Source organism: Janthinobacterium sp. LS2A, from assembly GCF_036543145.1.
Taxonomy (GTDB): domain Bacteria; phylum Pseudomonadota; class Gammaproteobacteria; order Burkholderiales; family Burkholderiaceae_D; genus Janthinobacterium; species Janthinobacterium aestuarii.
On the sequence record NZ_JAZHPB010000001.1, the window covers coordinates 389,757 to 404,623 of the forward strand.

The window sequence follows — 14,867 nt, forward strand, 5'->3', positions numbered from 1 at the left end:
CCGGGCGTCAATCCGGGCTGTTTATTTTTAAAAATTAAGGAAATATCCATGGCAAAAGATGCAACACCGAGCGTCGTGAAGCCGTACATTCCGGCCGATGCGAAGCTGCCCGAGATGACCTTCCGCGCGCTATTCATGGGCGTCATCCTGGGGATGGTCTTTGGCGCCTCCTCGCTGTACCTGGTGCTGAAAGTGGGCCTGACCGTCAGCGCGTCGATTCCCGTCGCCGTGATCGCCATCACCCTGTTCGGCCTGGCCAAGAAGGTGGGCGGCAAGGATTCGTCGATCCTGGAAAACAGCATCACGCAAACGGCCGGTTCGGCCGGCGAATCGCTGGCCTTCGGCCTGGGCGTGACCATGCCGGCCATTTTGATCCTCGGCTTCGACCTGGAAATCTCGCGGGTCATGCTGGTCGGTATCCTCGGCGGCCTGCTGGGCATCCTGATGATGATCCCCATGCGCCGCACCATGATCGTCGACCAGCACAAGGAACTCAAATTCCCCGAAGGTACGGCGTGCGCCGAAGTGCTCAAGGCGGCCGCCACGGAAGAATCGCGCATCGCCGCCGGCGAAAGCATCGAGAAGGATTCGGCCGCCGCGCTGGACGCCAAGCGCCGCGCGAAGATCATCTTCGGCGGCTTTGCCGTCGGCCTGCTGTACAAGGTGTTCAATATCTCGTTCAAGGGCTGGAAGGATACGCCGGGCGTGGAATTTGCCGCGCCGCTCAAGGGCGGCTCCATCGGCGCCGAGATTTCCCCTGAATTGCTGGGCGTGGGCTACATCATCGGCCCGCGCATCGCCGCCACCATGGCGGCTGGCGGCGTGCTGTCTTACCTGCTGCTGATCCCGATGATCAAGTTCTTCGGCGACAGCCTGACCACCGTGCTGTCTCCTGGCACCAAGTTGATCAGCGAAATGGGCGCGGACGACGTGCGCAGCGCCTACGTGCTGTACATCGGTGCGGGGGCAGTGGCCGCCGGCGGCCTGATTTCCCTCGTGCGCGCCATGCCCATGATCTGGCGCAGCCTGTCGGCCGGCCTGAAAGGCATCGGCAAGGGCGTCAAGAGCAATTCCACCCTGCGCACCGACCAGGATATCCCCCTGAAATGGGTCGTCATCGGCTGCCTGTCCATCATCGCCGTGATCACCTTCGCCACGCCGCTGCACATGAACTTCCTCGGCGCGTTGCTGATCCTCGTCTTCGGCTTCCTGTTCGCCACCGTGTCGTCGCGCCTGACCGGTGAAATCGGCTCGTCGTCGAACCCGATCTCCGGCATGGCCGTGGCCACCTTGCTGTTTACCTGCCTGATCTTCCTGATCATGGGCTGGACGGGCGGGCGTTACTATGTGACGGCCCTGTCGGTGGGCGCCATCGTCTGCATCGCCGCCAGCAATGCGGGTACCACGTCGCAAGACTTGAAAACCGGCTACCTGGTGGGCGCCACGCCGCGCCTGCAGCAGTACGCGATCCTGGCCGGCGCGCTGTCGTCCGCGCTGATCCTCGGTCCGATTCTGCTGAAACTGAACGAAGCGAGCACCGTCTACGTGCCGGCCGCGCAAGTGGCGCCCGGCCTGACGGTCGATGCGTCTAAGCTGACGGTGACGGGCGAGCTGCATGGCCCGCAAGCCGATACCGACCACAATACGTATAAAGTCTGGCAAAAGACGGACACCGTGGGCGGCCCGGCCGGCAAGTATTTCGTCAAGGAAGATGGCCAGCTGGCTTACCTGGTCGATCCGGGCATTAACGGCCATTACAGCAAGCGTCCGGACGGTTCGGAAGTGAAGAAATACGATGCGCCGAAAGCCGTGCTGATGTCCTACATCATCAAGGGCATCCTCGACCGGCAACTGCCCTGGACCCTGGTGCTGTTCGGCGTGATGATCGCCGTGGTGCTGGAAATGGCCGGTATCCCGTCGCTGGCGTTTTCCGTGGGCGTGTATCTGCCGCTGTCATCGACCTTGCCGATCTTCGTCGGCGGCCTGGTGCGCTGGCTGGCGGACCGCCGCAACAACAAGCTGGAACACAATGCGAAACTGAACGAGGAAGAGCGCCAGTTGGCGGGCGACCGCAGCTCGGGCGTGCTGCTGGCCTCCGGCTACATCGCCGGCGGCGCGCTGGCCGGCATCATCATCGCCATCACGGCCGGCGTGCTCACGCACTTCGACCAGATGATGGCCGACTGGGCCGAGCACGGCAACCCGTTCTACGCGGGCCTGCACTCGGACGCGCTGTCGCTGCTGCCGTATGCCGTCATCATCGTGCTGCTGTATATCGTGGCGCGCGAGAAAAAGGCGGACCGCCCGCAGGCTTGATGTTGTAGCCAACCCAATGAGAACCGCCCGGTGTCATGACGATCCGGGCGGTTTTTTTTTGCCCGTCGCCGGCCGGCTCAGGTATTTTTGTTATAAAAATGAAATCAAATATCGCCAGGTGGTGTATTGTTGTTGCTGTTTAAAATACAACAATCTGGAGTTCTCCTCATGTCCCCACTGCAACGCGGTTTTATCTCTTTTGCCTTGCTGGCAGCCAGTCCTGCCCTGCATGCCACGCCTTTTCCCGTCGAGGCCATGTTTGAGGCGGAAAGTACGGCGCCTGGCGCGCCATGGGGGCTGGAAAGCCAGGGCGGCAACGTGGTTTCCGGCGGCGGCTATCTGAGTACGCCGGCTGACCTGGCGCGTGCCGAGTCGCCAGGCGCGGCGGCGCAATTGTCGTACAGAGTGACCGTGCCCCGCGATGGCAACTATACGATCTGGCTGCGCGTGCTGGCGTCGGCGGCGAACGCCGCGTCCTTGTACCTGGCGGTCGACAATGGCGCCTATGCCAGTGCATCCGTGCCGTTCACCGCCGGCCAGCCGCCGAAGTGGACCTGGCTGCCCGTCACGCGCTGGCTCGCGGCGGGCGAGCGCGAACTGAAGCTCCAGTACCGCGAGGGCGGCCTGGGGATCGATTGCTTGCTGGTCACGGCGCTGGCCGATTTTGTCCCGCAAGGCTATGGCGTGTATCCGCTGCCCACCGTGCTGCCGCCCGCCGGCGAGCATCCGCGCGTGTTTGCCCGGGTGGGGGACCTGGCCGCGATACGTAGCCGTTTCGAGTCCGCGCGCAGGAAATGGTGCAGCATCGCGCTGTCCTGAACGGGTTTGTCGCGGCACCGGCGGTGGTGGCGTTGCCCGTGTTCGTGCCTGGCGGCCCGGCCAGGAGCAATCACCAGGTCGATGCCGTGAGCGCGATCAAGGCGAAGGCGCTGTACTCTCTGCTGTACGAACGCGGCGGTTCGGCGGCGCAGGCGCAGCGGGGCCGGGAAGCCGTGCAGATGCTGCTCGACTACCTGGCGGCCGTGCAGTTTGCGCCCGGCTACAATCACCCGAACGAGAAAGGCGATATCATCCTGGCCAGCGCCATGGTGTATGACTGGTGCTTCCATCTGATGAGTGCGCAGCAGCGCGCCTATGTCGTTACGCGTTTTACGCAGCTGGCGGCCACGATGGAAATCGGCTTTCCGCCATCGCGGCAAGGCCCCGTCGTCGGCCATGGCAGCGACAACCAGCTGCTGCGCGACCAGCTGTCGGCCGCCATCGCCTTCTATGACGAGGCGCCGCTCGTCTACAATATCGTTGCCGGGCGCTTCTTTGCCGACTATATCGCGCCGCGTAACTATGCCTACGCGGCGCAAGCGTATCACCAGGGTGCGTCGTATGGCACGGTGCGTTTCCTGGCGGATATGTACGCCGCATGGATATTCCGACGCATGGGCGCCGCGCCCGTGTTCGATCCCGTGCAGCAGATGACGCCGTATCACTGGCTGTACACGCGCCGCCCCGACGGACAATGGATGCGTGATGGCGACGTCTATCACTCCTCCTACACCAACAGCAGGGAGTACTGGAGCGAACCGCTGGCCTTTATGCTGCCCGCCACCTACTACAACAATCCCACCTTGAAGCATGAGTATTTGAAGCAGTCGCTGCAGCCGTCGACCAGTTTTATCCACCCCAAGGACAGCATCTGGCCTATCCTGCTGGGCAATACGGCCATGGGCAGCACGCCGAGCCCGGTGGCGTTGCCCTTGACCAAATATTTTCCGGATCCCGCCGGCCTGATGATCGCCCGCACGGGGTGGACCGATGGCATACATGTGGAGTCAGGCAATGTCGTGGCGACGATGAAGCTCGGCGGCGACTGGTTCGGCAACCACGAGCATTATGACGCCGGGCATTTTCAGATTTACTACAAGGGCGGCCTGGCCATCGATTCGGGCATTTATAGCGGTAGGGATGTGGCCGATCCCAGCATCCCCCTGGAATACGGCAGTGCGCACGACATGAATTATCACAAGCGCAGCATCGCGCACAACACCATGCTCGTGCATGACCCGGACGAGAATTTCTACGGCTATGCCAATGACGGCGGGCAGCGCTTCCCGGGCGACGAGCCGTCATCCGTGGCGGAACTGGCCAATGGCTACAAGGTGGCCACTGTCCTGCGCCAGCAGCAGGTCGGCGGCGCGGCCGGGGCGCCCGACTTCAGCTACATCAAGGGCGACCTGACGGCCGCGTACAGCAGCAAGGTGCGCCAGTTCCAGCGCTCATTCGTGTTCTTGAATCTCAAGAATACGGATCACCCGGCGGCCCTGATCGTGTTCGACAAAGTCAGCGCCAGCGACGCGGGGTTCAAGAAGACCTGGCTGCTGCACAGCCAGTTTGAGCCGCAAATCAGCGGCGACACGGTGCTCATCCAGCGCACGGACTGGGATTACAACAGCACCTTGCAGTACAACGGCAAGCTGATCAACCGCACCTTGCTGCCGGCGAATGCGCTGCTGGCCAAGGTCGGCGGCAGCGGCAATGAATTCAGCGTTGGCGGCACGAACTATCCTATCCAGCCTGAAGCCGATTATTCGACCGAGGAAGCGGGCGCGTGGCGGCTGGAAGTGTCGCCGCCGAGCGGGAACGAAACGGATGTGTTCCTGAACGTGATGCAGGTGATGGATGCGAGCAGCACGCTGCCTGCGCTGCCGACGACGGCCATCGATTCGGCCCTGCTGGCTGGCGTGAAAATCCAGGACCGCGTGGTGCTGTTTTCCAAAAGCGGCTTGCCGCTGGGCGGGACCGTCACCGTCGAGTTGCCGGCGCACAGAGCATCCATGCAGGTGCTGGTGGCGGATTTGCAGGCGGGAAGCTGGAAGGTGAGCAAGCGTGGCACGGATGGCCCCATCGAAGATGAGGTGAGTGACGGCGGCGGTACCCTGTATTTTGTCGCCAATGGGGGCGGTGTGTACGATCTGCAGCGCAAGTAGTCGCTGGCGTGTCACGGCCTCACCGGCCGTGCCGCCAGCTGCGCCGCTGTGGCGTAGATCGTCACGTCGTCGGACGCCAGCTGGCCCAGGTGCGCATAAAACGCCTGCGCCGGTATCAGCCACGACGCCGCGTCGCCCACTATCCCATTGACGCGCAGGCCGGCGGCGTCGAATTCCCGGTGAAAGTAGTCGCGCAGGTCGGCGCGGCCGGGATGGTCGATGCGGCGCTGGGCGATTGCCGAATCGAAAGGGCGAACGGGCACTTCCCAGCGTCGGCCCGCATGGTCCAGGCAGGGCAGCAGCTGTGTATCGTCTTCCCACACGGGCACGGGAAAGGCGTCGCCCATGGCGTCTTCCAGCGCGTGATAGAACGTCACCGGTCCCATGGAAATGCCGAGGCCCAGCACCTTCGCCTGATCGCAGCCGATGAAGCGCTGCCAGGGCGAGTCCATGCCGAAGATCGAGGGCGCGTGGTGGTGCGCTTCGGTAAGGTGAACGGCATGGCGGCCCCACGCGGACACGGAGTGAGTCGGGTGGATGCTGCGCCGGACATTGGCGCTGGCCAGGAAGGCTTCGGGCAGGCGCCCCATGTGCGTGCCATGGCGGCGCGGGTCGAACACATAGTCGGGCATGGCGCAGGTGGCGCGCACCGTGCCGCCCGGCAGATAGTAGGTGGGCAGCAGCAGGGTGCCTTGTGGCCCGACGGCGTCCTGCAGGGCGTTTATCACGGCCAGCGCGCCGCCTTCCACGTAACCGAGGCTTTTCAACGATGAGTGGATGAACAGCGTATCTCCTTGCGCGATGCCCAGCCGCGCCAGATCGGCGGCCAATCCGGCGCGCGTCACGTGGGGCGCACTGTGGCGCACGTGCCGGGCGCTGGCGGCGCGGCGCCATGCTTCCAGTGCGGCCCTGGCGGCGCGCTTGGCCTCGTCAAGCATCTCCGATTTCCATTTCCAGCAGGTTGGCATCGATGCAGAACTTGGCCGCCCAGTTCAGGTAAGCCCATGTCCCGTAGTCGCCATCGACGGGAAACGAGCCCTTGACGCCGCCGCGCGCATGCGCGGGACCGTCGATGCTGATGGAGCGCCGCACGAAACGGTTCAGGCGGCGTCCCGCGTCGAGGTAGCGCCGCTCGCCCGTGAGCTGGTACAGCAGGAACAGACAATGCGCGTTTTGCTCGGAACCCGTGAGGCAGGCGTAGCCGGCCCCCGGCTGGAAGTCCGGGCCGAGGCGACCCGCCAGGTAGCCGTCGTCCCTCACGGCCTTGGCGACGCTCGTGCCGGTGCGCGTGGCGGCGTCCAGCAGGCCGGCGCGCGCCGAAAAGCGGTGCGCTTCGAGCAGGCCGCGCAAGGCGTAGCCGATGGTATGGGTCAGTGGCAGCAGCGGGTTGTCCAGGCAGTTCGAGGCAAACCAGCCATTGGCGCGCTGTTTCGTCAACGCCCAGTCGACCTGGCGCAGGCCGGCCGCGCCATAGCCGTGGCCCGGTGCGATGCGGTCCGCTTCAAACAGGCCCCATGCCACGTGCGTTTCATAGGCCTTGTCGCCGGCGCTGGCGAACGGCGTCGGATGGCGGCGCCAGCAGCCGTCGCCATCCTGGCTGTCGCGCAGCCAGCTTGCCGCACGGTGCATGGCGTCCTCGTAGGCCGCGCCGTACGCTGCCACGCCGGCGGCCAGGCCCAGCAAAATCTGGCCCGTGTTGAAGGTGACCGGCACGCGCGGCGTGGAATCGATTTTCCCGCCCTGGAAACCGCCTTCCGGGAACTGGATGGCCACGCACCAATCGAGCATGCGCCGCGCGCGCCAATGCAACCCCTCGTCGCCCGTGCGCTGCGCCAGGGCGATGACCGTGGGGATGATGTAGCCGGTGGTCTCCGGGTAGGAACTCGACCAGCCTGTCAGCAGGCTGTAGTCGCGCGCGACGCCGCCGTCCTTTGAGCTGGAATGGTCTTGCGCCGCGCACAGCCAGGCCGTGCAAGCCTTGACGACGGCTTGCGGCCCGGGGTCAAGGGCTGGCAGGCCGCGCCGGTCCGACAGCCGCTCCATGCGCGCGGCCGCCGGCAGGCTTGCCTGCGGCGCCAGTGTGTTCCGGATTTTCGTGAGCAAGGTGCGCATGGCAGTGATGGCGTAGTGGTGGGCTCCGGCTACTGTAGCGCCGGCAGCCGGCACGGCTATTGACTTGCCGCAAGGATCAGCCGCCGCATCGCCGCGACCGGAATTGACGCATAATGGATGTCTCACCACCGTTGACGAGGCCCGCCATGAACAATGTCACGCTTGAGTACTCGGTCGTCACCAATCCCGATTCCTTTGTCGGCTTCAAGTATTACGTCAAGGCGGGGCAGGCATTCGATGCCGATGATTTCGCCTATTCCTACAAGCTGAAACGCTCCGACCTGGACCCCGACAGCGTGCTGGCCACGCGCGAGGCGGCGGCGAATCTGCGGCCGGGCGAGTGGCTGACGGTGTCGCATTCGATTGCGGCGTAGCCGGCAGCGCATTGTTTCTCCGGCTAGATGCCGAACACTTTCAAGATCGCGTCCGTGAAACCCTCGAACCAGCTGCCCACCTTGCCCGGCTGCTTGCCGTGGCGCGGGGTTTCTTCGTACAGGTAGACGCCGTTGCCGCCGTCGAAGCGGTCGTTGAGCAGCGCCTGCTGGCCGCGCAGATAGGGGATGAAGGTTTCGCTGCGTATCGTCGAGTACAGCACGTCGGTGCTGAAACCCAGGGTGGCGGACTGGCTGATCGAGCGTCCCTGGCCGGCCCGCTCCAGGCGCACGCCGCGGCAGCCGCGCACGATCAGGGTGACGGGGCCGCGAAAGACGATGAAGCGCAGCTGCAGGGTGAGCCAGGCGTGCAGGCTGCCCAGGCGCCAGTGGCTGCTGATCGCCAGAGGCTGGCCCGCATCGGCAATCAATCCGACCAGGCCCCGCGGCTGGAATACCAATGCGCTGCCGGCCGGCAGGTGGACGATGGCCACTTCCAGCAGCGGGTCGTCGCTGGCGGATATCGTCACGGATGCCGGCTCGCCGCTTTCCAGCCGGGTCAGCGCCACCATGCCGGCGGCCAGGCTGGTGAACGGGAAGCGCCAGTCCAGCAGCCATTGCGTGCGCTTGCGTGTGCTGACGGGCGACGATTGCAGGTATTCGGGGTGGATCAGCATCCGCTGCCCGCGCTGCAGCAGCAAGCCCTGCGAGACGGCGGAAATGCGCGATTCGCCATGCGGCGGCAAGGGGAGGGAGCTGCCCGCCATCTGCAGCTCGCGCGCGATCGACAGCGGCGGCAAACGGGCAGCGATGGGCGCCAGCACGAAGTAAAAGAAGGCCTTGATCGCCACGGGCAGCAAAATGGCCGACAGCACCAGCAGGGCGGCCGTGGGCGCCACGTCCATGACGGGCGCGCGCCAGCGGGCGATCCAGTTGCGCGCCAGCTGCGTTTCGCCGGCCGCGATGGCTTTTTGCACGGGCGCCAGCGCACCGGCCAAGGCTTGCGTGTCGATGGCGAATGGGGCGGGGCGGGCAGAGTGGCTGGCGCTGCTGCGCGCGCGCTGCGCTGTCCAGGCCTGATACGCTTGCAGGTTGATCTCGCGCAGGTGCTGGCCTTGCGCTTCGAGCTGCGACAGCTGCGCATAGGCGTCGCTGCCGGGCAGGCGGGTGGCCAGCGGGTGCTGCGCTTCCAGTTGCCGGCGCTGGCGCAGGTTGGCTTGCAGCGCCGCATACGCGCGCACATGTTCCGCGTGCAGGCGCGCCAGGGTCTGCCGCGCATCTTCGCCACTGATCGCCGCTTGCAGGGCCGTCAGATAGCGGGCTTCCTGCGCCAGCACTTCGATCTCCACGCGGCGCGTGGCTTCCTCCTGCGCGTGCAGGGCCAGGGTGGTCGTGTCGGGCAGGGGAAGCGTAAACAGCGATGGTTGCTGCCGCGCGCGCAAGGTGGTCAATTGCACCTGCACTTGCGCCAGGCGCGTGGCGATGGCCGCTTGCGAGGCCTTTTGCAAGGCGTTGACCCGCGCCGTGGCGGCAGCGGCCATGCCGGCGCCATGATGATCGGCGCCGTCGGCGGCCAGCCTCAGTGCGGCCACGGCCTCGCTGCCGGCGCTGTAGGCGCGCCATTCGGCCAGCAGCAGGCGTCCGGCCAGCAGGATGACGATGAACAGCGCGAACTGCAGCGCGTGGCGCAGCAGGAAGCGCAGGGTGGCCGTCAGCAGCTGGCGCAAGGAGATACCGTCTTAGGCGGCCGCGCTATCGGCGTCGGCACAGCATTTCTTGTACTTCTTGCCGCTGCCGCAGTGGCACGGGTCGTTGCGGCCCGTCTTCGGCAGTTCGCGCAGCACGGTGGCGCCGGGCTGGCTTTGCTTCAGGTGGCGCTGGCGCGCCCAGGCCGCGTTGATGGCGATGACGGCGGGAATCACGCCATCCATGGCCGTTTCGGCTGCATCGTCATCGAGTTCGCTGGCCGTGGCCAGGTGCTGGAATGGCGCCAGGTACTCAGGGTGGCTGACGGCCAAGGCCGCCCACTGGGGCTTGTCCAGGCTCGTGCCCAGGATGAAACCGGCGCACCAGGCGGGCACGCTCCATTCGGGGCCGCAGACGTAGATGGGCTCGAAGCTGTCCGGGTCCTTCGCCAGCCATTCGACCATGTAGGCGTGGTGGCGCCGTGCCAGGCTGGCCGCCCGTTCGCCGGCCTCGTCCTGTGCTGGCAAGGCGCTGCCGGCCGCCTTGTCCCACACCCACGGCAGCCACTGTTCCGGCGCGATCTGTTTCGGGCTCAGGGCGACGGCCGTGAGAAAACCTTCCAGCATCGATACATCCATGGCGCGGTTGTCCAGCGCTGGCGCGGCCAGCAGGGTGTCGAGTTCGGCGTATTCGTCGTCGGAGAGGGGCGTGGTGGTGGAGATGCTGGACATAATATTCTTTGGTGATGTGGGTGGAGTGGCCGGCGGCCCTGGCCGTATTGTACCGCCCGACCGGGAAAAAACTGGCGCTGGAATGAAAAACGGCGGCCCGCAGGCCGCCGTTGTCAGCTAAGGCAGAAGCTTACTTCACGCCGTGCATCAGTTTGTTGATCAGCGGTGCGATCAGGAACAGCACGACACCGGCGCCCAGCAGGGACCAGAAGCCGAAGGTGTAGCCGGACAGGGCCGACTGCACCGACATGCCGCTGGTGCCGCTGACGTGGCTGGCGAAGATGCCCGACAGGTTGTTGCCGATACCGGTCGACAGGAACCAGCCGCCCATGCCCAGGCCGACCAGGCGCACTGGCGCCAGCTTGGTGACCATCGACAGGCCGATAGGCGACAGGCACAGCTCGCCGATCGATTGCAGCACGTACACGGTGGTCAGGGTCCAGAACGGGATCTTGTTATCGGCGCCAACCAGGCTCGACAGAGCGAAGATCAGCAGGCCGAAGGCCAGCGCATTGCCCAGCAAGCCCAGGCCGAATTTGCGCGGAATCGAAGGATTGACGTTGTGGCGCGCCAGGAAAACCCAGATGGCGGCGATGATCGGCGCGAAGACGATGATGGCGACCGAATTGACGGTCTGGAAGTAGGCGGTCGGGAAGATCCAGAAGCCCAGGTCGCGGTTGACGATCTTGTCGGCCAGGAAGGTAAACGAGCTGCCTGCCTGTTCGAAGAACATCCAGAACAGGATGTTGAAGACAAAGATCAGCAGCATGGCGATGACGCGGTCACGCGCAACTTTACCGTTGCGTATGCCTTCGATCATCAGCATCACGGCCAGGCCGACGAAGAGCACGGTCAGGACGATTTGCAGCTTTTCAGCGCCGACGGTCAGCAGGAAGTACATCAGCGGGATCACGCACAGGGAACCGACGGCCACCCAGACGACGCGCATCGGGTTGCCGGAACCGGCTTCAGGAGCGCCGATGCCTTTCAGGGCGCGGCGGCCGATGGCGAACCATACCAGGCTGATCAGCATGCCGAAACCGGATGCCATGAAGACCATCTTGTACGATGGCATGGCGCTGGTGCCGAAGATCGACTCGGCCAGCCACTGGGTGAAGACGGGCGCGACCATGGCGCCCATGTTGATACCCATGTAGAAGATCGTGAAGCCGCTGTCGCGGCGCGGATCGGCTGTCGTGTACAGCTTGCCGACCATGGTCGAAATGTTCGGTTTGAACATGCCGTTGCCGACGATCATGGTGGCCAGGCCCAGGTTGAAGATGTCCTGGTTCGGTACCGAGATGCAGAACAGGCCGGCAGCCATGAAGACGGCGCCCAGCAGGATCGAGCGCTGGTAACCGATGACACGGTCGGCGATGTAGCCGCCGAACAGGGCGCCGGCGTACACCAGCGCGAGGAAGGAACCGTAGGTAAGGTTGGCCGCTGCCTGTCCCGAACCGTCGCCAGCGTGGAACTGGGCCACGATGTACAGGACCAGCGCCCAGCGAACTCCGTAGAACGCGAAGCGCTCCCAGAATTCAGTCATGAACAACATCCACAATGGGCTTGGATGGCCCATAATCTGCTTGAACTCGGGAATAACGGCTTCCTTGTTGGGCGTAGTCGCACCGCTCATGCGGTTCCTCCTGAAAAATTATTATAGTCAATCGATACAACAAACTTATGGAAGTCTGCGGGCGGCGGGGACTCTCATGAAGAACCTCACGCACGGGAATTCCAATAGGCTGGCATTCTAATCTACAAATTGCGCTGAGCGAAGGTTTCGATTCGCATTAGCAAGAATGACTGTTTCATATTAGTCAAACCGGTTTGCAGGCAAGGGTGGGCCCGGCGATTTTGCGGCAGCACAGCACAACTTGCCTGACTTGTCGTATATTAAGGCTGCAAGACCTTCGAGCATCGATTTTTAAAGGGATTTTTCGCATTATGGAACACGACGTTATCGATACTCTGGTTTCACCGGAAGGCCGCCTGGACGTGCTCTCCAAGACTGAAGTCAACAAACTGCTCGACACCAGCCAGGGCGGCCTGTACAACACCTTCCGCCGCTGCGCGCTGGCGGTCTTGAATTGCGGCAGCACCATCGACGATGGCCGCGCCCTGCTGGAGCGCTACCAGTCGTTTGAAATCTCGATTATCCAGCGCGAGCGCGGCATCAAGCTCGACATCAAGGGCGCGCCGGCCATCGCCTTTGTCGACGGCAAGATGATCAAGGGCATCCACGAGCACCTGTTTGCCGTGCTGCGCGACATCATCTTCGTCAGCGATGAAGTGACGGGCAACCCGAAATTCGACTTGCAGAGCACGGAAGGCGTGACGGACGCCGTCTTCCATATCCTGCGCAACGCCAACGTGCTGCAAACCCAGCTCAACCCGAACCTGGTCGTGTGCTGGGGCGGCCACTCGATCAACCGCGCCGAATACAACTATTCGAAGGAAGTGGGCTACCAGCTGGGCTTGCGCGGCCTCGACATCTGCACCGGCTGCGGTCCCGGCGCCATGAAGGGCCCCATGAAGGGCGCCACCATCGGCCACGCCAAGCAGCGCCTGCACAATGGCCGCTACCTGGGCATCACCGAGCCGGGCATCATCGCGGCCGAGTCGCCGAACCCCATCGTCAATGACCTCGTCATCATGCCGGACATCGAAAAGCGCCTGGAAGCGTTCGTGCGCGCCGGCCACGGCATCGTGGTGTTCCCCGGCGGCGCGGGCACGGCCGAAGAGATTCTGTATATCCTCGGCATCCTGCTGCATCCGGACAATGCCGAGATTCCTTTCCCGCTGATCTTCACGGGCCCGGAAACGTCGCGCGAATACTTCGTGCAAATCAACCAGTTCATCCACGACACCCTGGGCCCGGAAGCGCAGCAGCGCTACAAGATCATCATCGACGACCCGGAACTGGTGGCGCGCGAAATGCTCGAAGGCATCCGTCAGGTGCGCGAATTCCGCAAGGCGCACAGCGACGCGTATTACTTCAATTGGCTGTTGAAGATAGACCACGAGTTCCAGAAACCGTTCCAGCCCACGCATGAAAACATGCGCAACCTGAGCCTGCACAAGAACCAGCCCACGCATTTGCTGGCGGCCCAGCTGCGCCGCGCGTTCTCGGGCGTGGTGGCGGGCAACGTCAAGGATGACGGCATCCGTTCTATCGAAAAGTACGGCAACTTCGAGATCCACGGCGACAAATCCATCGCCGGCCCCATGGATGCGCTGCTCGCTTCCTTCGTGGCGCAGCACCGCATGAAACTGGCGGGTACGGCATATGTGCCGTGCTACACCGTGGTCCAGTAAACAGTCTTGAAACCACCGCGCCGCCCGCTCCCTGCGTTTGCCGGGGGGGGGCGGGCGGCGCTTTTCCATTGATGCCCCATCTTGTTCCTTCGCCGCCACAGGCAATCAAATCGCTTGCGTCATCGATTCGTGGGTGCTATCTTTGGAACCGGTTCCAAAATAAAAATATGCAGGTCAACAGGTAGTGGAGAACAAGCTTGGATTCAGTAAGCGGCAATAAAAAAACAGTTTCCGGCGAGCCGGCGCGGCCCGTGACCATCGCCCAGGTGGCGCGCGAGGCGGGCGTGTCGAAGACGAGCGTGTCGCGCTTTCTCGGCGGTGAACTCGATGCGCTGTCCGAGAACATCCGCCAGCAGATCACCAGCACCATCGCGCGCCTCGGCTACCAGCCGAACCAGATGGCGCGCGGCCTCAAGCGGGGACGCACGCGTTTGATCGGCATGGTCGTGGCGGACATGCTCAATCCCTACACGGTGGCCGTGCTGCAAGGCGTGGAAGCGGCTTGTCAGCAGCATGGCTATACCTTGATTTTATGTAATACCGGCAATGACGAACAGCGCGAACGCCAGTCGCTGGCCGCGCTGCGCTCGTACAGCGTGGAAGGGCTGATCGTCAACACGCAGGGACGCAATATCGAGTCGTCCGACTTGCAGCAGGCGGACATGCCCATCGTGCTGGTCGACCGCCGCATCGAGGGCGCCGATTTCGACCTGGTGGGCCTGGACAATGTGCAGGCGGGCCGGCTGGCCACGGCGCACCTGATCGAGCAGGGTTTCGACGCCATCGCCTTCGTTGCGCCGCCCTTGACTGGCGTCAGTTCGCGCCTGATGCGCGCCGACGGTTTCCAGTCCGTGATGGCCGAGCATCCGGGCTGCGTGGGCGAAGTACTGGCGGTGGACCTGGACGACCGGCCCTCCATCGATGCGCAGGTGCGTCTATGCCTGGCGCAATGGCGCGGCCGCCGGGTGGCGCTGCTGGCCTCGAACGGCATGGTGGCGCTGGAACTGGCACTGATGCTGCAGCGCCTCGCATTGCGCATGCCGCAGGACGTGGGCTTGCTGGGCTTTGACGAATTGCCATGGTCGCCGCTGGCGGGCCTGAGCACGATCGAGCAGCAGACATACGAGATCGGGTTTTCGGCGATGACGTGCATGCTGTCGCGCCTGCAGGGCGAGCAGTGCCCGCCGCGCGAGGTTCTGTTGCCTGGCAAGCTGATCGTGCGCAACTCCACCCGGGGCGGCGACTGACGGGGAAGAGGGCCTTGCCCTTTTTTTTGGGAAAGTTATGGAACCGGTTTCATAGATTGTATTCACACTGGAAAGGGGCATGGATAGGCTGGCAGGGCAATGGCA

At 64.0% G+C, this 14,867-nt stretch carries 11 protein-coding genes; 6 read left to right on the top strand and 5 right to left on the bottom strand.

Going from position 1 to position 14,867, the window contains the following annotated elements:
• Positions 1–48 precede the first annotated feature (48 nt).
• The 3 genes from V3C40_RS01815 (at position 49) to hepB (ending at position 5,297) form a co-directional block, all read left to right on the top strand.
• Positions 49–2,316, top strand: a complete 2,268-nt coding sequence (locus V3C40_RS01815) for an OPT family oligopeptide transporter (RefSeq protein ID WP_331776328.1) — start codon at positions 49–51, stop codon at positions 2,314–2,316.
• Positions 2,317–2,484: 168 nt separating this feature from the next.
• Positions 2,485–3,135, top strand: a complete 651-nt coding sequence (locus V3C40_RS01820; protein WP_331776329.1) for a hypothetical protein — start codon at positions 2,485–2,487, stop codon at positions 3,133–3,135.
• Complete coding sequence (hepB, locus tag V3C40_RS01825) at positions 3,114–5,297, top strand: heparin/heparin-sulfate lyase HepB (protein ID WP_331776330.1); 2,184 nt, start codon at positions 3,114–3,116, stop codon at positions 5,295–5,297. The genes V3C40_RS01820 and hepB overlap by 22 nt, the downstream gene beginning before the upstream one ends.
• Positions 5,298–5,308: 11 nt before the next feature.
• Here hepB and V3C40_RS01830 read toward each other — a convergent pair whose 3' ends face one another.
• Together V3C40_RS01830 and V3C40_RS01835 are read right to left on the bottom strand one after the other, a co-directional pair.
• Positions 5,309–6,235 carry an AAC(3) family N-acetyltransferase gene (locus V3C40_RS01830; RefSeq protein WP_331776331.1) on the bottom strand — a complete coding sequence of 309 codons (927 nt, stop codon included), beginning with the start codon at positions 6,233–6,235 and terminating at the stop codon, positions 5,309–5,311.
• Positions 6,228–7,409, bottom strand: a complete 1,182-nt coding sequence (locus tag V3C40_RS01835) for a hypothetical protein (protein WP_051991645.1) — start codon at positions 7,407–7,409, stop codon at positions 6,228–6,230. Before V3C40_RS01835 ends, V3C40_RS01830 begins: the two co-directional genes overlap by 8 nt.
• A 146-nt stretch (positions 7,410–7,555) precedes the next feature.
• Between V3C40_RS01835 and V3C40_RS01840 the strand changes: the two genes are divergently transcribed.
• Positions 7,556–7,783 (top strand): hypothetical protein, encoded by a 228-nt coding sequence (locus V3C40_RS01840; RefSeq protein ID WP_219329923.1) that lies wholly within the window; start codon positions 7,556–7,558, stop codon positions 7,781–7,783.
• A gap of 23 nt (positions 7,784–7,806) precedes the next feature.
• On the opposite strand, the gene V3C40_RS01845 is transcribed toward V3C40_RS01840, so the two are convergent.
• The 3 genes from V3C40_RS01845 to V3C40_RS01855 form a co-directional block, all read right to left on the bottom strand.
• Positions 7,807–9,507 (bottom strand): hypothetical protein, encoded by a 1,701-nt coding sequence (locus V3C40_RS01845; RefSeq protein ID WP_331776332.1) that lies wholly within the window; start codon positions 9,505–9,507, stop codon positions 7,807–7,809.
• Between the two features lie 12 nt (positions 9,508–9,519).
• A complete protein-coding gene (locus tag V3C40_RS01850) occupies positions 9,520–10,197 on the bottom strand; it encodes a UPF0149 family protein (RefSeq protein ID WP_331776333.1) in 678 nt (225 codons plus the stop codon).
• Between the two features lie 130 nt (positions 10,198–10,327).
• The gene (locus V3C40_RS01855) at positions 10,328–11,833 is read right to left on the bottom strand and encodes a peptide MFS transporter (RefSeq protein WP_034755379.1); all 1,506 of its coding nucleotides are present in this window, start codon (positions 11,831–11,833) and stop codon (positions 10,328–10,330) included.
• A 311-nt stretch (positions 11,834–12,144) separates the two neighbouring features.
• Here V3C40_RS01855 and ppnN point away from each other — a divergent pair, with 311 nt between their 5' ends.
• Complete coding sequence (gene ppnN / locus V3C40_RS01860; RefSeq protein WP_046683005.1) at positions 12,145–13,515, top strand: nucleotide 5'-monophosphate nucleosidase PpnN; 1,371 nt, start codon at positions 12,145–12,147, stop codon at positions 13,513–13,515.
• A 197-nt stretch (positions 13,516–13,712) separates the two neighbouring features.
• Entirely contained in the window at positions 13,713–14,762 is a 1,050-nt protein-coding gene (locus tag V3C40_RS01865) for a LacI family DNA-binding transcriptional regulator (RefSeq protein WP_331776334.1), read from the top strand.
• Positions 14,763–14,867: the final 105 nt, after the last annotated feature.